The sequence below is a fragment of the Pseudomonas sp. WS 5532 genome (genome assembly GCF_012985445.1).
Classification (GTDB): Bacteria; Pseudomonadota; Gammaproteobacteria; order Pseudomonadales; family Pseudomonadaceae; genus Aquipseudomonas; species Aquipseudomonas edaphica.
Genome location: NZ_JAAQWK010000005.1, coordinates 26,007 through 43,340 on the forward strand (window position 1 = coordinate 26,007; position 17,334 = coordinate 43,340).

General features: G+C 57.4%; 22 protein-coding genes. 19 read left to right on the forward strand and 3 right to left on the reverse strand.

The features are described from left to right. Nucleotides 1-2: 2 nt before the first annotated feature. From rpsN to bfr, 16 genes are all read left to right on the forward strand, one after another. Entirely contained in the window at nt 3-308 is a 306-nt protein-coding gene (gene rpsN, locus HBO23_RS10650) for a 30S ribosomal protein S14 (protein WP_003176414.1), read from the forward strand. A 208-nt stretch (nt 309-516) separates the two neighbouring features. After that, nucleotides 517-909 carry a 30S ribosomal protein S8 gene (gene rpsH, locus HBO23_RS10655; protein WP_010566853.1) on the forward strand — a complete coding sequence of 131 codons (393 nt, stop codon included), beginning with the start codon at nt 517-519 and terminating at the stop codon, nt 907-909. Nucleotides 910-921: 12 nt separating this feature from the next. Next, complete coding sequence (gene rplF, locus HBO23_RS10660; protein WP_003176412.1) at nt 922-1,455, forward strand: 50S ribosomal protein L6; 534 nt, start codon at nt 922-924, stop codon at nt 1,453-1,455. A 10-nt stretch (nt 1,456-1,465) separates the two neighbouring features. Next, a complete protein-coding gene (gene rplR / locus HBO23_RS10665; protein WP_017135964.1) occupies nt 1,466-1,816 on the forward strand; it encodes a 50S ribosomal protein L18 in 351 nt (116 codons plus the stop codon). A gap of 3 nt (nt 1,817-1,819) precedes the next feature. Next, a complete protein-coding gene (rpsE, locus tag HBO23_RS10670; protein ID WP_003176409.1) occupies nt 1,820-2,320 on the forward strand; it encodes a 30S ribosomal protein S5 in 501 nt (166 codons plus the stop codon). Between the two features lie 2 nt (nt 2,321-2,322). Further along, the gene (gene rpmD, locus HBO23_RS10675) at nt 2,323-2,499 is read left to right on the forward strand and encodes a 50S ribosomal protein L30 (RefSeq protein WP_003176408.1); all 177 of its coding nucleotides are present in this window, start codon (nt 2,323-2,325) and stop codon (nt 2,497-2,499) included. A gap of 3 nt (nt 2,500-2,502) precedes the next feature. Continuing rightward, on the forward strand, nt 2,503-2,940 hold the full coding sequence (rplO, locus tag HBO23_RS10680) for a 50S ribosomal protein L15 (RefSeq protein ID WP_003176407.1): 438 nt from the start codon (nt 2,503-2,505) through the stop codon (nt 2,938-2,940). Then, nucleotides 2,941-4,269 (forward strand): preprotein translocase subunit SecY, encoded by a 1,329-nt coding sequence (gene secY / locus HBO23_RS10685; protein WP_017135965.1) that lies wholly within the window; start codon nt 2,941-2,943, stop codon nt 4,267-4,269. 28 nt (nt 4,270-4,297) lie between these two features. Further along, on the forward strand, nt 4,298-4,414 hold the full coding sequence (gene rpmJ / locus HBO23_RS10690) for a 50S ribosomal protein L36 (protein ID WP_002555468.1): 117 nt from the start codon (nt 4,298-4,300) through the stop codon (nt 4,412-4,414). 129 nt (nt 4,415-4,543) lie between these two features. Further along, entirely contained in the window at nt 4,544-4,900 is a 357-nt protein-coding gene (gene rpsM / locus HBO23_RS10695) for a 30S ribosomal protein S13 (protein ID WP_003210063.1), read from the forward strand. 30 nt (nt 4,901-4,930) lie between these two features. After that, nucleotides 4,931-5,320: a 30S ribosomal protein S11 gene (rpsK, locus tag HBO23_RS10700; RefSeq protein ID WP_002555466.1), complete on the forward strand. Its 390-nt coding sequence runs from the start codon at nt 4,931-4,933 to the stop codon at nt 5,318-5,320. An 18-nt stretch (nt 5,321-5,338) separates the two neighbouring features. Beyond that, complete coding sequence (gene rpsD, locus HBO23_RS10705) at nt 5,339-5,959, forward strand: 30S ribosomal protein S4 (protein WP_003210056.1); 621 nt, start codon at nt 5,339-5,341, stop codon at nt 5,957-5,959. 22 nt (nt 5,960-5,981) lie between these two features. Beyond that, nucleotides 5,982-6,983, forward strand: a complete 1,002-nt coding sequence (gene rpoA / locus HBO23_RS10710) for a DNA-directed RNA polymerase subunit alpha (protein ID WP_003176403.1) — start codon at nt 5,982-5,984, stop codon at nt 6,981-6,983. Nucleotides 6,984-7,024: 41 nt separating this feature from the next. Beyond that, nucleotides 7,025-7,411 (forward strand): 50S ribosomal protein L17, encoded by a 387-nt coding sequence (gene rplQ, locus HBO23_RS10715; protein WP_017135967.1) that lies wholly within the window; start codon nt 7,025-7,027, stop codon nt 7,409-7,411. Between the two features lie 241 nt (nt 7,412-7,652). After that, nucleotides 7,653-9,098 (forward strand): catalase, encoded by a 1,446-nt coding sequence (locus HBO23_RS10720; protein WP_170038012.1) that lies wholly within the window; start codon nt 7,653-7,655, stop codon nt 9,096-9,098. Between the two features lie 155 nt (nt 9,099-9,253). Continuing rightward, nucleotides 9,254-9,718 (forward strand): bacterioferritin, encoded by a 465-nt coding sequence (gene bfr / locus HBO23_RS10725; RefSeq protein ID WP_015886133.1) that lies wholly within the window; start codon nt 9,254-9,256, stop codon nt 9,716-9,718. Between the two features lie 65 nt (nt 9,719-9,783). Here bfr and uvrA read toward each other — a convergent pair whose 3' ends face one another. After that, complete coding sequence (gene uvrA / locus HBO23_RS10730; RefSeq protein ID WP_026013597.1) at nt 9,784-12,618, reverse strand: excinuclease ABC subunit UvrA; 2,835 nt, start codon at nt 12,616-12,618, stop codon at nt 9,784-9,786. A 178-nt stretch (nt 12,619-12,796) separates the two neighbouring features. On the opposite strand from uvrA, the gene HBO23_RS10735 reads away from it, so the two are divergent. Both HBO23_RS10735 and HBO23_RS10740 read left to right on the forward strand, forming a co-directional pair. Continuing rightward, nucleotides 12,797-14,191, forward strand: coding sequence for an MFS transporter (locus tag HBO23_RS10735; protein WP_170038014.1), 1,395 nt, complete (start codon nt 12,797-12,799; stop codon nt 14,189-14,191). 9 nt (nt 14,192-14,200) lie between these two features. Further along, the gene (locus HBO23_RS10740; RefSeq protein ID WP_017135971.1) at nt 14,201-14,728 is read left to right on the forward strand and encodes a single-stranded DNA-binding protein; all 528 of its coding nucleotides are present in this window, start codon (nt 14,201-14,203) and stop codon (nt 14,726-14,728) included. 67 nt (nt 14,729-14,795) lie between these two features. On the opposite strand, the gene HBO23_RS10745 is transcribed toward HBO23_RS10740, so the two are convergent. Beyond that, complete coding sequence (locus HBO23_RS10745) at nt 14,796-15,704, reverse strand: LysR family transcriptional regulator (RefSeq protein WP_170038016.1); 909 nt, start codon at nt 15,702-15,704, stop codon at nt 14,796-14,798. Nucleotides 15,705-15,806: 102 nt separating this feature from the next. Between HBO23_RS10745 and tam the strand changes: the two genes are divergently transcribed. After that, nucleotides 15,807-16,568, forward strand: coding sequence for a trans-aconitate 2-methyltransferase (gene tam, locus HBO23_RS10750; protein ID WP_170038018.1), 762 nt, complete (start codon nt 15,807-15,809; stop codon nt 16,566-16,568). Nucleotides 16,569-16,588: 20 nt separating this feature from the next. On the opposite strand, the gene HBO23_RS10755 is transcribed toward tam, so the two are convergent. Next, nucleotides 16,589-17,152, reverse strand: coding sequence for a cysteine hydrolase family protein (locus tag HBO23_RS10755; RefSeq protein WP_099547544.1), 564 nt, complete (start codon nt 17,150-17,152; stop codon nt 16,589-16,591). Nucleotides 17,153-17,334: the final 182 nt, after the last annotated feature.

Here is a 17,334-nt window from a genome sequence, read left to right on the forward strand (position 1 = left end):
CCATGGCCAAGATGAGCATGAAAAACCGCGAGCTGAAGCGTCAGCTCACGGTTGCCAAGTACGCCAAGAAGCGTGCAGCACTGAAAGCAATCATCGTTGATCTGAACGCAAGTCCAGAAGCGCGCTGGGAAGCTACAGTTGCTCTGCAGAAGCAGCCACGTGACGCAAGCGCTTCGCGCATGCGTAACCGCTGCCGCCTGACCGGTCGTCCACACGGCGTTTACCGCAAGTTCGGCCTCGGCCGTAACAAACTGCGTGAAGCGGCAATGCGTGGTGACGTACCAGGTCTGGTTAAAGCCAGCTGGTAAGTACTTTCAACGTCCAGGTGGGCAGAATCGCAAGATACTGACCGCCGGTGACCTTGAATCTGGATCAAGCCCCTTTTGGGGCTTGTTTCATTTCCGGAGTATGTCTAAAATACGCGGCTCGCCTGAGCCCGTGTTTTTTATGGCCGGAGATTCTCGGCGACATATGTAGCCGCAAGGCTAATTTTTTTGTATTAGGAGCGTCTAGCCCATGAGTATGCAGGACCCGTTAGCGGACATGCTAACTCGTATCCGTAATGCCCAGATGGCTGAAAAGTCCGTCGTAAGCATGCCATCTTCCAAGTTGAAGGTAGCTGTTGCCAAAGTCCTGAAAGACGAAGGCTACATTGCGGGTTATCAGATCAGCAGCGAAACCAAGCCACTGCTGTCCATCGAGCTGAAGTACTTCGAAGGCCGTTCGGTCATTGAAGAAGTGAAGCGCGTTAGCCGTCCAGGCCTGCGTCAGTACAAGTCCGCTGAAGATCTGCCGAAAGTTCGTGGCGGTCTGGGCGTGTCTATCGTCTCCACCAACAAAGGTGTGATGACGGATCGTGCTGCGCGCGCTGCCGGTGTCGGCGGCGAAGTTCTTTGCACTGTGTTCTAAGGGGGGATAAGCATGTCTCGCGTCGCTAAGAACCCCGTTAAGCTGCCAGCCGGTGTCGAAGTAAAATTCGCAGGCCAACAGCTTTCGGTGAAGGGTGCCAAGGGCACTCTTGAACTGAACATCCATTCGTCCGTTGAGATCGTTGAAGAAGCTGGTGAGCTGCGTTTCGCTGCTCGCAATGGCGATCAACAAACTCGCGCAATGGCCGGTACCACGCGTGCGTTGGTAAACAACATGGTCCAAGGCGTAAGCCAAGGCTTCGAGCGTAAGCTCCAGCTGGTCGGTGTTGGTTACAAAGCGCAAGCAAAAGGCACGGTTTTGAACCTGGCCCTTGGCTTCTCGCACCCAGTGGATTACGAACTGCCGGAAGGCATCACCGCTGAGACCCCTAGCCAAACCGATATCCTGATCAAGGGTATTGATAAGCAGCTGGTAGGTCAGGTGGCCGCTGAGATCCGCGACTTCCGTCCACCAGAGCCGTACAAAGGCAAAGGTGTGCGCTACGCGGACGAAGTCGTCCGTCGTAAAGAAGCCAAGAAGAAGTAGGGCATAGCAAATGACCGACAAAAAAGTTACTCGACTGCGTCGCGCTCGCAAAGCACGCCTGAAAATGCACGAACTCGAAGTCGTGCGTCTCTGCGTGTACCGCTCGTCGCAGCACATCTACGCCCAGGTCATCTCGGCCGACGGCAACAAAGTCCTGGCCAGCGCCTCGACTTTGGATAAAGAACTGCGTGATGGTGCCACCGGCAACATCGACGCGGCCACAAAGGTTGGCCAGCTGGTCGCTACACGTGCTAAGGCCGTGGGCGTCTCGCAAGTGGCTTTCGACCGCTCTGGCTTCAAGTACCACGGTCGCGTGAAAGCGCTGGCTGATGCTGCTCGTGAAGCTGGGCTGGAGTTCTAAGTTATGTCAAATAACGACCAAAAGCGCGACGAAGGCTACATTGAGAAGCTGGTTCAAGTTAACCGCGTAGCCAAAACCGTTAAAGGCGGCCGTATCTTCACTTTCACCGCGTTGACCGTGGTAGGTGATGGTAAAGGGCGTGTTGGCTTCGGCCGTGGCAAGTCACGTGAAGTGCCTGCCGCGATCCAGAAGGCAATGGAAGCTGCTCGTCGCAACATGATCCAAGTTGATCTGAACGGCACCACGCTGCAGTACGCAATGAAGTCCGCTCACGGCGCTTCGAAGGTGTACATGCAGCCTGCTTCTGAAGGTACCGGTATCATCGCTGGCGGCGCTATGCGTGCTGTCCTCGAGGTTGCTGGCGTTCAGAACGTTCTGGCCAAGTGCTACGGCTCGACTAACCCGGTAAACGTGGTTCACGCCACTTTCAAGGGTTTGAAAGCTATGCAATCTCCTGAGTCCATCGCTGCCAAGCGTGGTCTGACTGTCAAGGAGATCTTCTGATCATGGCTACCGTTAAAGTAACGCTGATCAAAAGCATGACCGGCCGCATCCCTAACCACAAACTGTGTGTTAAAGGTTTGGGTCTGCGTCGCATCGGTCACACTGTAGAAGTCCAGGATACTCCCGAGAATCGCGGGATGATCAACAAGGCTTACTACATGCTGCGTGTAGAGGGTTAATCGATGAAACTCAATGATCTGAGTCCAGCGCCGGGTTCCCGTCGCGAAAAGCATCGTCCGGGCCGTGGTATCGGTAGCGGTTTGGGTAAGACTGGTGGCCGTGGCCACAAAGGTCAAACCTCCCGCTCCGGTGGCACCATTGCTCCTGGCTTTGAAGGCGGTCAACAGCCGCTGCATCGTCGCCTGCCTAAGTTCGGTTTCGTATCCCTGAAAGCCATGGATCGCGCAGAAGTGCGTCTGTCCGAGCTGGCTAAAGTGGAAGGCGACATCGTTACTGTGCAGACCCTGAAAGATGCCAACGTGATCAACGTCAACGTACAACGTGTGAAAATCATGTTGTCCGGTGAAGTGACTCGCGCTGTCACTATCGGCAAGGGAATCGGCGCCACCAAAGGTGCGCGTTCGGCTATCGAAGCAGCTGGCGGCAAGTTCGAGGAATAAATGGCTAAGCAAGGTGCTCTCTCAGCGCTCGGCAAAGGCGGTATGTCTGAACTTTGGGCTCGTCTGCGTTTTCTGTTCCTGGCGATTATCGTCTACCGAATAGGCGCACACATCCCGGTTCCAGGTATCAACCCGGACCGACTCGCAGACCTGTTTCGACAGAATGAGGGGACCATTCTTAGCTTGTTCAACATGTTTTCCGGCGGCGCGCTGGAACGGATGAGCATCTTTGCATTGGGGATCATGCCGTACATTTCGGCATCGATCATCATGCAGTTGATGACCGCCGTGAGCCCGCAGCTGGAGCAGTTGAAGAAGGAAGGTGAAGCTGGCCGTCGCAAGATTAGCCAGTACACCCGCTACGGCACTGTCGTTCTCGCCCTGGTTCAAGCTATCGGCATGTCCGTTGGCCTGGCGGGGCAGGGCGTTGCGTTCACTGGTGACTTTGGCTTCTATTTCGTCGCGGTATCCACGTTTGTGGCTGGCGCGATGTTCATGATGTGGCTGGGTGAGCAGATTACTGAGCGTGGTGTTGGCAACGGTATCTCGATGTTGATTTTCGCAGGTATCGTCGCCGGTCTTCCGAGAGCAATCGGGCAGTCTTTCGAGTCTGCACGTCAGGGTGATATCAATATCTTCGCCCTGGTTGCCATCGGTGTGCTGGCAGTAGCGATTATCGGTTTTGTGGTGTTCATTGAGCGTGGCCAGCGTCGTATTGCTGTTCACTACGCCAAGCGTCAGCAGGGCCGTAAGGTCTTTGCTGCGCAGACCAGCCACTTGCCGCTGAAAGTGAATATGGCCGGTGTTATTCCGGCAATTTTCGCGAGCAGCATTTTGCTGTTTCCGGCTTCGTTGGGTACCTGGTTTGGTCAGTCTGAAAATATGGGCTGGCTGCAGGACCTCTCTCAGTCGATCGCTCCTGGTCAGCCGTTGAATATTCTGCTGTTTAGTGCAGGGATTATTTTCTTCTGCTTCTTCTATACGGCGTTGATGTTCAATCCGAAAGACGTAGCGGAAAACCTGAAGAAGTCCGGTGCCTTTATTCCGGGTATCCGTCCAGGTGAGCAGTCGGCACGCTACATTGATGGCGTTCTGACTCGTTTGACCCTGTTCGGTGCTCTATATATGACGGCCGTGTGCTTGCTTCCCCAGTTCCTGGTGGTTGCAGCAAACGTTCCGTTCTACCTTGGCGGGACCTCGTTGCTGATCGTGGTCGTGGTTGTGATGGACTTCATGTCCCAAGTACAATCGCACCTCGTTTCGCACCAGTACGAATCCCTGATGAAGAAAGCCAACCTGAAGGGCTACGGCAGCGGCATGTTGCGCTGAGTACCCCATAAGGTTCGAGGAGTTGGTGATGAAAGTTCGTGCATCGGTGAAAAAGCTGTGCCGTAACTGCAAGATTATTCGCCGCGAAGGTGTTGTTCGAGTAATTTGCAGCGCGGAACCGCGTCACAAACAGCGCCAAGGCTGAGTGTGATCCGCTTGAAGCCCGGCAGCTAGTGCGCTGCCGGGTTGATTATTTGTTATTACAGCGATATTATCTCGCGCCCTATTTCTTGGCTTCCGGGGCGTAGGTAGCTGTCAATTGGAGTCCCACTGAATGGCCCGTATTGCAGGCGTTAACATTCCAGATAACAAGCACACTGTTATCTCGCTGACCTACATCTATGGTGTTGGTCGCACTACTGCGCAGAAAATTTGCGCAGACACTGGGGTAAACCCAGCCGCAAAGATCAAAGATCTGAGCGACGAGCAGATTGAGCTGTTGCGTGGCGAAGTGGCGAAGTTCACCACTGAAGGTGACCTGCGTCGCGAAATCAACATGAAAATCAAGCGTTTGATGGACCTCGGTTGCTACCGTGGTCTGCGTCATCGTCGTGGTCTTCCAGTACGCGGTCAGCGTACCAAGACTAACGCGCGTACCCGTAAAGGTCCGCGTAAGCCGATCCGCAAGTAATCGCCCACGCGAATCGACAGGAAAATTATCATGGCAAAACCTGCTGCTCGTCCTCGTAAAAAAGTTAAAAAGACAGTGGTTGATGGCATCGCCCACATCCATGCATCTTTTAACAACACCATCGTGACCATCACCGACCGTCAAGGTAACGCGCTGTCTTGGGCTACCTCTGGTGGTTCGGGTTTCCGCGGTTCCCGCAAGTCCACCCCGTTTGCTGCTCAAGTAGCTGCTGAACGTGCTGGTCAAGCTGCGCTGGAATACGGCCTGAAAAACCTCGACGTTAACGTCAAAGGTCCAGGTCCAGGTCGTGAGTCTGCTGTCCGTGCTTTGAACGGCTGTGGCTATAAGATCGCCAGCATCACCGACGTGACGCCAATCCCGCACAACGGGTGCCGTCCGCCGAAGAAGCGCCGCGTGTAATCCAGGAGATTGTAAAGAATGGCTCGTTACATTGGTCCAAAATGCAAACTCGCTCGTCGCGAAGGCACCGATCTCTTCTTGAAGAGCGGCGTGCGCGCGATCGAATCGAAGTGCAACATTGAAGCAGCACCTGGTATCCACGGCCAACGCCGCGGTCGCCAGTCCGATTACGGCACCCAACTGCGTGAAAAGCAGAAGGTCCGTCGTATTTACGGCGTTCTCGAGCGTCAGTTCAGCGGCTACTACAAAGAAGCTGCTGGCAAGAAAGGTGCAACCGGTGAAAACCTGCTGCAACTGCTCGAATGCCGTCTGGACAACGTTGTATACCGTATGGGCTTTGGTTCGACTCGTGCCGAATCCCGTCAGCTGGTATCGCACAAATCCGTCAGCGTAAACGGCCAAACCGTTAACGTTCCGTCCTACCAGGTTCGTGCTGGTGACGTGGTCGCGATTCGCGAGAAAGCAAAAAACCAACTTCGCATTGTCCAAGCTCTCGATCTGTGTGCCCAACGTGGCCGCGTAGAATGGGTAGAAGTAGACACTGAGAAGAAGTCGGGCGTTTTCAAGAACGTTCCTGCTCGCAGTGATCTGTCCGCCGACATCAACGAAAGCCTGATTGTCGAGCTCTACTCCAAGTAAGGGCTAGAAAATAGGTGCATCCATGCAGATTTCGGTAAATGAGTTCCTGACACCCCGCCACATTGATGTGCAGGTTGTCAGTCCAACCCGCGCCAAGATCACTCTCGAGCCTCTCGAGCGTGGTTTTGGCCACACCCTGGGCAACGCGCTGCGCCGCATCCTGTTGTCCTCAATGCCCGGCTGTGCAGTAGTCGAGGCCGAGATTGACGGTGTGCTCCACGAGTACAGCGCCATCGAAGGTGTACAGGAAGACGTAATTGAAATCCTGTTGAACCTTAAAGGTCTGGCTATCAAGCTGCACGGCCGTGACGAAGTTACGCTGACCTTGTCGAAGAAGGGTTCGGGGGTGGTTACCGCTGCCGATATTCAGCTGGATCATGATGTCGAGATCGTTAATCCCGATCACGTAATCGCTAACCTGGCGTCTAACGGCGCCCTGAACATGAAGCTCACTGTAGCTCGTGGTCGTGGTTATGAACCGGCCGACTCGCGTCAGAGCGATGAAGACGAAAGCCGCAGCATTGGTCGCTTGCAGCTTGACTCTTCGTTCAGCCCGGTTCGCCGTATCGCATACGTGGTGGAAAACGCCCGTGTCGAGCAGCGTACTAACCTGGACAAGCTGGTTATTGATCTGGAAACCAACGGTACTCTGGATCCTGAAGAGGCTATCCGCCGCGCTGCAACCATTCTGCAACAGCAGTTGGCTGCGTTCGTCGACCTCAAAGGTGACAGCGAACCAGTGGTAATCGAGCAGGAAGACGAGATCGATCCGATCCTGCTTCGCCCGGTTGACGATCTGGAACTGACTGTACGTTCGGCTAACTGCCTTAAGGCGGAAAACATTTACTACATCGGCGACCTGATTCAGCGTACCGAAGTAGAACTGTTGAAGACTCCGAACCTGGGCAAGAAATCCTTGACTGAAATCAAGGACGTTCTGGCCTCCCGCGGTCTGTCCCTCGGCATGCGCCTCGACAACTGGCCGCCTGCAAGTCTTAAGAAGGACGACAAGGCGACTGCCTGATCGTCGTAATCACCGAACGTGAGTTTGGTAAGGAATGAACCATGCGTCATCGTAAAAGTGGTCGTCACCTGAGCCGTACCAGCTCGCACCGCAAGGCCATGTTTCAAAACATGGCGGTGTCGCTGTTCGAGCACGAGCTGATCAAAACTACCCTGCCGAAAGCTAAAGAACTGCGTCGCGTTGCTGAGCCGCTGATCACTTTGGCCAAGACAGACAGCCTGGCTAACCGCCGTTTGGTTTTCGACCGTACTCGTTCGAAAGCTATCGTTGGTAAGCTCTTCAACGACCTGGGCAAGCGTTACGCTACCCGTGAGGGTGGCTACCTGCGCATCCTCAAGTGCGGCTTCCGCACTGGCGACAACGCGCCTATGGCGTATGTCGAGTTGGTTGATCGTGCTACTGCCGGCGAAGCTGTAAGCGCCGAGTAAGACGACATGCTGCAACGAAGAACCGGGCCTAGTGCCCGGTTTTTTGTGGGCGATAGGAAAGTCGTCTATATTCCTCAAGTCGCTGCCGGTTCCCTTATTAATCCAAACTCTATTCGCCCTGACGGGTTATTAGTTATTTTCTATCAAAGTCCATAATTTAATGCATTTGATGGTGTCATCTTGATGGTCAATACTCCCTCCAGCCGATTAGCCGGCAGTTCTAAGCCTGACCTGAGGAAGATTGAGCATGAGTACAATTCTGACCACCGCCAGCGGCGCTCCCGTCGCAGATAACCAGAACTCCCGCACTGCCGGCCCGCGTGGGCCACTGCTCCTCGATGATTTTCATCTCATCGAGAAGCTTGCGCACTTCAACCGTGAGAACATTCCTGAGCGTCGTGTGCACGCCAAAGGCTCTGGTGCACACGGTACGTTTACAGTGACTCGGGATATTACCCAATACACCCGCGCCAAGCTGTTTGAGTCCGTAGGCAAGCAGACTCCAACGTTTCTGCGTTTTTCCACGGTGGGTGGTGAGCGTGGCTCGGCAGATACTGCGCGTGACCCGCGCGGCTTTGCCTTGAAGTTTTACACCGAGGAAGGTAACTGGGACATCGTTGGCAACAACACCCCGGTGTTCTTCATTCGCGACCCGCTCAAGTTTCCAGATTTTATCCACACCCAGAAACGGTTGCCGCAAACCAACCTCAAAAGTGCACAGATGGTCTGGGACTTCTGGTCATTGTCCCCAGAGGCGCTGCACCAGATCACCATTCTGTTCTCGGATCGTGGCACTCCAGACGGCTATCGTCACATGCACGGCTTCGGGAGCCATACCTACAGCCTTATCAACGCTAAAGGCGAGCGCCATTGGGTCAAGTGGCACTATAAAACCAAGCAAGGGATCAAAAACCTGACACCCGAGGAGGCGACACGTATCGCCGGTACCGATCCTGATTACGCGCAGCGTGACCTGTTTGATGCGATTGAGCGCGGTGACTTTCCGAAGTGGAGCGTCAACATCCAGATCATGACCGAGGCTCAGGCCGCTGCTCACTATGAAAACCCGTTCGACGTGACTAAGACCTGGTCGCAGCAGGAGTTTCCGTTGATCGAGGTGGGTGAGCTGGAGCTGAACCGTAATCCAGTGAATTACTTTGCTGAAGTCGAGCAGGCATGCTTCGGCCCAAGCAATATGGTTCCGGGTGTTGGTCTGTCGCCAGACCGTATGCTTCAAGGCCGTGTTTTCGCTTATGCGGACGCCCACCGCTATCGCGTCGGCACCAACCATCAGCAGTTGCCGATCAACTCCCCATTGAGTCCGGTCAATAACAACCAGCGCGATGGTTCCATGTCCTTTGGTTACGGTGGTGCGTCTCCTAACTATGAGCCCAACAGCGTGGCGGATACACCAAAGCAGGCGCCACAGTACGCTGAGCCGCCTCTGGCGCTGAACGGTGCTGCTGACCGTTATGATCAACGTGAAGACACGGACTACTACAGCCATGCCGGTGCGTTGTTCCGCCTGCAGGACGACGCTCAGAAAGCGCTGCTGATTAACAACATCGCCGGCGCGATGGCCGGCGTCAGCAGTGATGTGGTTCAGCGCCAGCTTCAGCACTTTTTCAAGGCTGACCCAGCTTACGGCCAGGGCATTGCAGCTGCATTGGGCGTAACGCTTAGCTGACTCTAAACGAGAAGCAGAACCGCCCTCATTCGGGCGGTTTTTGCGTTATTTTCGCTACTTTTCTCTGAATATCTTCGCTTTTCTGCCGTTTGTCCCGTGACCTTCGAGTCAGCATGGTTCAAACTACAGACTTTCAAGCAGGGAGATGTAGGGCGATGCAAGGTCACCCCGACGTAATCGATTACCTCAACACGTTGCTGACGGGCGAACTGGCAGCTCGTGACCAATATTTCATCCATTCGCGTATGTACGAAGACTGGGGCTTTACCGAGCTCTACGAGCGTATCAACCACGAAATGGAAGAAGAGGCACAGCACGCCGACGCGCTGATGCGCCGTATCCTGATGCTCGAAGGCACGCCGCGCATGCGTCCCGACGACCTGGACGTGGGCACCACGGTACCTGACATGCTCGCTGCCGACCTTCGTCTCGAGTACAAGGTGCGTGCCGCGCTCTGCAAGGGCATCGAGCTCTGTGAGCAGCACAACGACTATGTCACTCGCGAAATTCTGCGCGTGCAGTTGAATGACACCGAAGAAGATCACACCTACTGGCTTGAAAAGCAGTTGGGGCTGATAAAGTTGGTCGGTCTGGAGAATTACCTGCAATCGCAGTTCTGATTTGCGGCTGCAAAAAGGCCCCTGTCACCGCAAAGTGACAGGGGCTTTTTCATGAGCCCGATAAATCAGGCTCTGTCGCGTGCCAGCAGTGGCTTCAAGTAGTAACCAGTATGCGACTGTGGCATCTCGGAGACCTGCTCCGGCGTGCCCACCGCAATGATCTGGCCACCCTTGGAACCGCCTTCCGGTCCGAGGTCCACCAGCCAGTCGGCCGTTTTGATCACATCCAGGTTGTGTTCGATGACTACCACCGTGTTGCCGTGGTCGCGCAAGCGGTGCAAAACGTCGAGCAATTGCTGAATGTCCGCGAAGTGCAGGCCCGTGGTTGGCTCATCGAGGATATACAGGGTCTTGCCCGTGTCGCGTTTGGACAGCTCACGAGACAACTTCACCCGTTGCGCCTCGCCACCCGACAGCGTGGTCGCTGACTGCCCCAGCTTGATGTACGACAGGCCCACATCCATCAACGTCTGCAGCTTGCGCGCCAATGCTGGAACTGCGTCGAAGAACACCCGCGCTTCCTCGATGGTCATCTCGAGGGTTTCGTGGATGCTCTTGCCCTTGTACTTGATCTCCAGGGTTTCGCGGTTGTAGCGCTTGCTCTTGCAGACATCGCACGGCACGTAGATGTCCGGCAGGAAGTGCATTTCCACTTTGATCAGGCCATCGCCCTGGCAAGCTTCGCAGCGGCCACCCTTGACGTTGAACGAGAACCGGCCAGGCCCATAGCCCCGTGAGCGCGACTCTGGCACGCCGGCAAACAGTTCGCGTATCGGCGTGAACAACCCGGTATAGGTCGCAGGGTTCGAGCGGGGTGTGCGGCCAATCGGGCTTTGGTCGATATCGACCACCTTGTCCAAGTGCTCCAGGCCCTTGATGCTGTCGTGTGCAGCCGCTTCCAGGGTAGTCGCGCCGTTCAGGGCGGTGGCGCTCAGTGGGAACAGCGTGTTGTTGATCAGCGTCGATTTGCCCGAGCCGGAAACACCGGTCACGCAGGTCAGCAAGCCCAGCGGAATCTCCAGGTCGACATTGCGCAGGTTATTTCCGCGCGCGCCCTTGAGGTGCAGCGCCATTTTTTTGTTACGCGGCGTGCGCTTGGCTGGCACTTCGATTTTCACGCGACCGGACAGGTACTTGCCGGTCAACGAGTCCGGGTGAGCCATCACTTCGGCAGGCGTGCCCTCGGCGACAATATGCCCGCCATGCACACCCGCACCAGGACCAATGTCGACCACATAATCGGCCAGGCGAATCGCGTCTTCGTCGTGCTCAACCACGATCACCGTGTTGCCGATATCGCGCAGGTGTTTCAGCGTACCCAGCAGGCGATCATTGTCACGTTGGTGCAGGCCGATCGACGGCTCGTCGAGGATGTACAGAACGCCCACCAGGCCGGCACCAATCTGGCTGGCCAGGCGAATCCGCTGGGCCTCACCACCGGACAAGGTATCCGCGCTGCGATCCAGCGACAGGTAGTCCAGGCCGACGTTGACCAGGAACTGCAAGCGCTCGCGAATTTCCTTGAGAATCTTGTCGGCAATTTCCCCACGGCGGCCGGTCAGCTTGAGTACACCGAAGTATTCACAGGCATCGCCGATCGGCAGGTTGGTTACTGCCGGCAACGTCTTCTCGCCTACCCATACGTGCCGCGCCTCACGACGCAGGCGCGTGCCGCGGCAGTCGGGGCACGGCTGGGTGCTGAGGAATTTCGCCAGCTCTTCGCGTACGCTCGCCGATTCGGTCTCGCGGTAGCGCCGCTCCAGGTTGGGCACGATGCCCTCGAACGGGTGCGAGCGTTTGACGATATCGCCGCGGTCGTTCAGGTATTTGAAATCGACATTCTGCGAGCCGCTACCGTGCAGGATGACTTTCTGCTGCTCGGCTGGCAGTTGGTTGAACGGCACTTCCAGGCTGAATTTATAGTGCGACGCCAGCGACCCCAGCATCTGGAAGTAATAGACGTTGCGCCTGTCCCAGCCGCGTATGGCACCTTCCGCCAAGGTCAGGTCACCGTTGACCAGGCGCTTGATGTCGAAGAACTGCTTCACCCCCAGGCCATCGCACGTCGGGCAGGCCCCGGCCGGGTTGTTGAAGGAAAACAGCTTGGGTTCCAGCTCGCTGATCGCATGGCCGCAGATCGGGCAGGCAAAACGTGCGGAGAAGATGATCTCTTCGCCCGGTTCGTCATCCATCGGTGCGACCAGGGCAATACCATCGGCCAGCTTCAGCGCGGTCTCGAACGATTCCGCCAAACGCTGCTGCAAGTCGGCGCGTACCTTGAAGCGGTCGACCACCACATCAATCGAATGCTTCTTCTGCTTGTCGAGCTTCGGCGCTTCGTCCAGCTCATACAGCTTGCCGTTGATGCGCGCCCGCACAAAGCCCTGGGCACGCAGCTCTTCGAACACCGACAGGTGCTCACCCTTGCGCTCGCGAATCACCGGCGCCAGCAGCATCAGCTTGGCGCCTTCCGGCTGGGCCAGCACCAGGTCGACCATCTGGCTGACGGTCTGGGCTTCCAGCGGAATGTCGTGGTCCGGGCAGCGTGGAATACCTACGCGCGCATACAGCAGGCGCAGGTAGTCGTAGATTTCAGTGATGGTGCCCACGGTGGAACGCGGGTTATGGGAGGTCGACTTCTGTTCGATGGAAATCGCCGGCGACAGGCCTTCAATGGTGTCGACGTCGGGTTTTTCCATCATTGACAGGAACTGTCGCGCATAGGCCGACAGCGATTCCACATAGCGGCGCTGGCCCTCGGCATACAGCGTGTCGAACGCCAGGGACGATTTGCCCGAGCCGGACAAGCCGGTGATGACGATCAGTTTGTCCCGGGGCAGGGTCAGGTCGATGTTCTTCAGGTTGTGGGTTCTAGCCCCACGAATCAGGATCTTGTCCAAGATGGCCTCGCACGGCGGGCGTAAATAATGCGGGAGTATACGGCTAAAGACTGGATGAATATACACTGCCAAAGTGCCGGGTGCAGCCTTACATGAAAGCTGCGCGGCAAAGCGCCGCATATACCCTCTCAATCGATGGGACTGGTAGAATCGCCGCCGGTTCACACGAGGTTTTTCCATGCACGATCCCCACAGCGAACGCATGAGTAGCGGCGAGACCCGAGCAGCAAGCGGTCTGGCCCTGGTGTTCGCGTTCCGTATGCTAGGCATGTTTATGGTGTTGCCGGTGCTGGCGACCTATGGAATGGATCTCGCAGGAGCGACCCCCGCACTGATCGGCCTGGCGATTGGCGCCTATGGCCTGACCCAGGCGCTTTTTCAGATCCCGTTCGGGATCATTTCCGACCGTATCGGCCGTCGTCCCATCATCTACCTGGGGCTGATCGTGTTCGCCCTCGGCAGCGTGCTCGCGGCCCAGTCTGATTCTATTTGGGGGGTGATTGCCGGGCGCGTCCTACAGGGCGCCGGGGCGATTTCCGCAGCGGTGATGGCGCTGCTCTCGGACCTGACCCGCGAACAACACCGCACCAAGGCCATGGCCATGATCGGCATGACCATCGGCCTTTCATTCGCCGTTGCGATGGTCGTCGGCCCCTTGCTGACCCGTGCCTTCGGTTTGCACGGGCTGTTCCTCGCCACCGGCGGCATGGCGTTGTTCGGCATCGTGATCGTGGCCTTCATGGTGCCGCGCTCCACCGGCACCTTGCAGCACCGTGAGTCCGGCGTCGCACGCAAGGCATTGTTGCCGACGCTCAAGCACCCGGACCTGCTGCGCCTGGATTTAGGTATCTTCGTGTTGCACGCAATGCTGATGTGCAGCTTCGTCGCGCTGCCCCTGGCACTGGTGCAAAAAGCCGGTTTGCCCAAGGAACAGCACTGGTGGGTGTACCTCACCGCACTACTGATTTCGTTCTTCGCCATGATCCCGTTCATCATCTATGGCGAGAAGAAACGCAAAATGAAACGAGTTTTGCTCGGCGCCGTCGCGACGCTGATGCTCACTGAGCTATTCTTCTGGAAGTTCGGCGACAGCCTGCGGGCGCTGGTAATCGGCACGGTGGTGTTCTTCACCGCGTTCAACCTGCTGGAGGCTTCGCTGCCTTCGCTGATCAGTAAAGTTTCACCGGCCGGCGGCAAGGGCACGGCGATGGGGGTGTATTCCACCAGCCAGTTCCTGGGTTCTGCGCTTGGCGGCATCATGGGCGGCTGGATGTTCCAGCATGGCGGTTTGTCGGTTGTGTTCCTCGGATGCGCCGGGCTGGCTGCACTTTGGTTGGCCTTTGCTGTTACCATGCGCGAACCTCCCTATGTGACGAGCCTGCGTTTGCCGTTATCGCCAGAAGCGATCCGCGAAGCCGGTCTGGTTGAGCGCCTCAAGGCCGTTACCGGGGTTACAGATGCCGTGGTTATTGCAGAAGAAGCCGCCATCTACATCAAATTAGACACCGAATTATTGGATCGCGCGACGCTCGAGCAACTGGTCAACCCAGTGCCGACAGCGCGCCCAGCCTAGGAGAACGTTATGGCCCGTGGGGTTAACAAAGTCATATTGGTCGGTACATGCGGCCAGGATCCCGAAGTTCGCTACTTGCCTAACGGTAACGCCGTGACCAACTTGAGTCTGGCGACCAGCGAACAGTGGACCGACAAGCAGACTGGCCAGAAGGTCGAGAAAACCGAATGGCACCGTGTGTCGATGTTCGGCAAGGTGGCAGAAATCGCCGGTGAATACCTGCGCAAAGGTTCGCAGGTCTACATCGAAGGCAAACTGCAAACCCGCGAGTGGGAAAAAGACGGCATCAAGCGTTACACCACCGAAATCGTGGTGGACATGCAAGGCACCATGCAACTGCTGGGCGGCCGTCCACAGCAGGGCGACCAACAGGGCGGGGGCAATAACTACCAGCAGTCCGCTCCGACCCCACGCCAGCAGGCTCCGCGCCCGCAGCAGTCGGCTCCGCAACAGTCGCGCCAGGCACCGCCTCCACAGCAGGCCGCTCCACAGCCGGCTCCGGATTTCGACAGCTTTGATGACGATATCCCGTTCTAAGGTCCAAGGCCCGGAACGAGCAAAACCCCCGCAGGCGAAAGCCTCGGGGGTTTTTTAATGCCTGCAATCAGGCGTCCGTCGCGGCCGCTGTGACCACCATCTCCTTGAACCTGCGCAAAACCGCCGAGCTGTCACCAATACGCGTGGCCAAATGCAACGGCGCCACCAGGCTCTGGCACTCGATCAGCTCGCGATAAATAATGCCATCGCCGCGCAGCCGCTGCATGGAGGCGGGCACGATGGAGACGCCAAGCCCCGCAGCCACAAGGCTCAAGGTCGCTGTCATGCGTGGCGCCTCCTGCACCACTTGCGGGCTGAACCCCGCTTCACGGCAGGCCACCAGAATGGCGTCATACAAACCCAGCCCCACGCGACGGCGATAGAGCACGAAGGCTTCATCCGCCAGCGCCGCCAAGGGTAGGGGGCCTCCAGCGTCGAGTGCCAGCGGGTGATCGGTCGGCAGCGCCAGCAGCATCGGCTCCACCAGGATCGGTTCGTCCTGCAACTGTTGCGTGCCACTGAGCGGTGAGCGGATAAACGCGGCATCCAGTTTTTCCTGCACCAGCGCGTCCAGCAGTTCGCCGGTTCCCGCTTCCTCCAGTACCACCGAGACCCCCACAAAGGCCTCGCGAAACCGCCGCAGCACGCTGGGCACAAACGGGTGCAACGCCGCCGAGCTGGTAAAGCCGATAGCGAGTCGGCCCCGTTCACCCCGGGCGGCACGGCGCACCACGTCGGCCACACCCTCGGCCCGCGCCAGGATGTCACGCGCCTCGTCCAGCAACGCGAGGCCGGCAGTGGTTGGGCGCACGCCGCGGGGCAGGCGCTCCATCAACACCACACCCAATTGCGTTTCAAGACTTTGCAGCAAGCGTGTCAACGGCGGTTGCTGCATGCCCAGGCGTTCTGCGGCGCGGGTGATGTAGCCTTCCTCGGCAATAGCCACGAAGGCTTTAAGCTGGCGAAGCTCCAACATAAGGATACTTTCAAGGTATGGGAGTTTGCCAATCCTGGCATTTGTTCTCATGGCTCACAAGACTTAGGCTGTGGTCACCGCTAACAAAGAAGGAAAGCCGCGATGACCTGGTCTGCCAAGCAATACACGATGTTTGAACAGCAACGCACCCGCCCGGTCCGTGACTTGGTCGCGGCCATTCCCAATACCGATGTGCGTAGCGCCGTCGACCTGGGGTGCGGCCCTGGCAATTCCACTGAAGTGGTGGCCGAGCGTTTCCCGCAGGCGCACGTTACGGGCATGGACAGCTCCGACGACATGCTGGTCGACGCCCGCAAGCGTTTGCCGAAACTGAGTTTCGAGCTGGCAGACATCGCCGCCTGGAACCCAGGCCAGAAGTTCGATGTGATCCTCGCCAACGCGTCCCTGCAATGGTTACCTGACCACGCCACGCTTTATCCGCATCTGCTCGACCAACTGACACCCGGCGGCACCCTCGCCGTACAAACCCCGGACAACCTCGACGAACCTGCCCACCGGCTGGCCCGCGAAGTGGCGGCAGATGGCTCGTGGGCGGCAAAGATCGGTGCGGTCAAACACAATGAGCGGCACACCGCCAGTTACTACTACGAGCTGCTGAGCAAACATTGCAGCACCGTCGACGTGTGGCGCACCACCTATCAACACCCGCTGGCCGATCACGGGGCGGTGGTGGAGTGGTTCAAGGCTTCTGCATTGCGGCCGTTTCTTGCACCGTTGACCGATAGCGAAAAAGCCGCATTCCTACAGCAATACCAGGCGCGTATTACCCAGGCTTACCCGGCCCTGGCTGACGGCACTGTATTACTGCCTTTTCCGCGTCTGTTCATCATCGCAACCCGCTGAGGGCCGCAAACAAGCGGTGGTCATTGCGCCGCCGCTTGCGCCTTCAAGTATTCATCCGTCGACACCACGCTGGCATACCCGAAAGCCAGCGATGCCATATAAGCGCCATGCACCTGCGCCGCCGCAATCACCTGGCCATTGAATACCTGGTCGCGGGTCGCGCAGGCGTCATGAATCAGCGTGACCTGGTAGCCCAGGTCTGCCGCAGCCCGCACCACGGCGTCGATGCACATATGGCTCATGTTGCCGACCACCACCACGTCAGTGATGGCGCGTTGTTCCAGCACGGTGCGCAGGTTTGTCCCGCGAAACGCGTTCACAAAGTGCTTAAGTACCACAGGCTCATTACCCTCGTTGAGTACCTTGGCATGCAGGTGCGCGCCCTCGGAGCCTGGCGTGAAGAAGGGCGCGTCTTCGCTGGTGAACTCATGGCGCACATGGACAACGGCGTTGCCCGCCTGGCGAAACGCCTGCAGCACCTGCGCGGCCTTGTCCGCCGCGGCTTCCACGCCATCGAGCGGCCACTTGCCCTCGGGGAAGTAATCGTTCTGGATATCGATGAGGATGAGCGCTTGCTTGGCCATGGGTGTCCTTATGATGGTTGGCAGTGCCTTGCATCTTAGCTGGCCCGTCGCCATCCACGCAGCTGCTTTGATGGCGGCGTCGTGCAGAACACCGTCCGTTTAAACCCCTGTCGTGCAGAATAAAACAGGCTTTGTGCCATCGCTGTGTCAGTAACTGTTTGATTTAACGGCCATCCTCCCCA

What these genes read in the sequence shown, in the direction of transcription:
- rpsN (WP_003176414.1), top strand. Translation starts at nt 3, where the DNA reads ATGGCCAAGATGAGCATGAAAAACCGCGAGCTGAAGCGTCAGCTCACG.
- rpsH (WP_010566853.1), top strand. Translation starts at nt 517, where the DNA reads ATGAGTATGCAGGACCCGTTAGCGGACATGCTAACTCGTATCCGTAAT.
- rplF (WP_003176412.1), top strand. Translation starts at nt 922, where the DNA reads ATGTCTCGCGTCGCTAAGAACCCCGTTAAGCTGCCAGCCGGTGTCGAA.
- rplR (WP_017135964.1), top strand. Translation starts at nt 1,466, where the DNA reads ATGACCGACAAAAAAGTTACTCGACTGCGTCGCGCTCGCAAAGCACGC.
- rpsE (WP_003176409.1), top strand. Translation starts at nt 1,820, where the DNA reads ATGTCAAATAACGACCAAAAGCGCGACGAAGGCTACATTGAGAAGCTG.
- rpmD (WP_003176408.1), top strand. Translation starts at nt 2,323, where the DNA reads ATGGCTACCGTTAAAGTAACGCTGATCAAAAGCATGACCGGCCGCATC.
- rplO (WP_003176407.1), top strand. Translation starts at nt 2,503, where the DNA reads ATGAAACTCAATGATCTGAGTCCAGCGCCGGGTTCCCGTCGCGAAAAG.
- secY (WP_017135965.1), top strand. Translation starts at nt 2,941, where the DNA reads ATGGCTAAGCAAGGTGCTCTCTCAGCGCTCGGCAAAGGCGGTATGTCT.
- rpmJ (WP_002555468.1), top strand. Translation starts at nt 4,298, where the DNA reads ATGAAAGTTCGTGCATCGGTGAAAAAGCTGTGCCGTAACTGCAAGATT.
- rpsM (WP_003210063.1), top strand. Translation starts at nt 4,544, where the DNA reads ATGGCCCGTATTGCAGGCGTTAACATTCCAGATAACAAGCACACTGTT.
- rpsK (WP_002555466.1), top strand. Translation starts at nt 4,931, where the DNA reads ATGGCAAAACCTGCTGCTCGTCCTCGTAAAAAAGTTAAAAAGACAGTG.
- rpsD (WP_003210056.1), top strand. Translation starts at nt 5,339, where the DNA reads ATGGCTCGTTACATTGGTCCAAAATGCAAACTCGCTCGTCGCGAAGGC.
- rpoA (WP_003176403.1), top strand. Translation starts at nt 5,982, where the DNA reads ATGCAGATTTCGGTAAATGAGTTCCTGACACCCCGCCACATTGATGTG.
- rplQ (WP_017135967.1), top strand. Translation starts at nt 7,025, where the DNA reads ATGCGTCATCGTAAAAGTGGTCGTCACCTGAGCCGTACCAGCTCGCAC.
- bfr (WP_015886133.1), top strand. Translation starts at nt 9,254, where the DNA reads ATGCAAGGTCACCCCGACGTAATCGATTACCTCAACACGTTGCTGACG.
- HBO23_RS10735 (WP_170038014.1), top strand. Translation starts at nt 12,797, where the DNA reads ATGCACGATCCCCACAGCGAACGCATGAGTAGCGGCGAGACCCGAGCA.
- HBO23_RS10740 (WP_017135971.1), top strand. Translation starts at nt 14,201, where the DNA reads ATGGCCCGTGGGGTTAACAAAGTCATATTGGTCGGTACATGCGGCCAG.
- HBO23_RS10745 (WP_170038016.1), bottom strand. Translation starts at nt 15,704, where the DNA reads ATGTTGGAGCTTCGCCAGCTTAAAGCCTTCGTGGCTATTGCCGAGGAA.
- tam (WP_170038018.1), top strand. Translation starts at nt 15,807, where the DNA reads ATGACCTGGTCTGCCAAGCAATACACGATGTTTGAACAGCAACGCACC.
- HBO23_RS10755 (WP_099547544.1), bottom strand. Translation starts at nt 17,152, where the DNA reads ATGGCCAAGCAAGCGCTCATCCTCATCGATATCCAGAACGATTACTTC.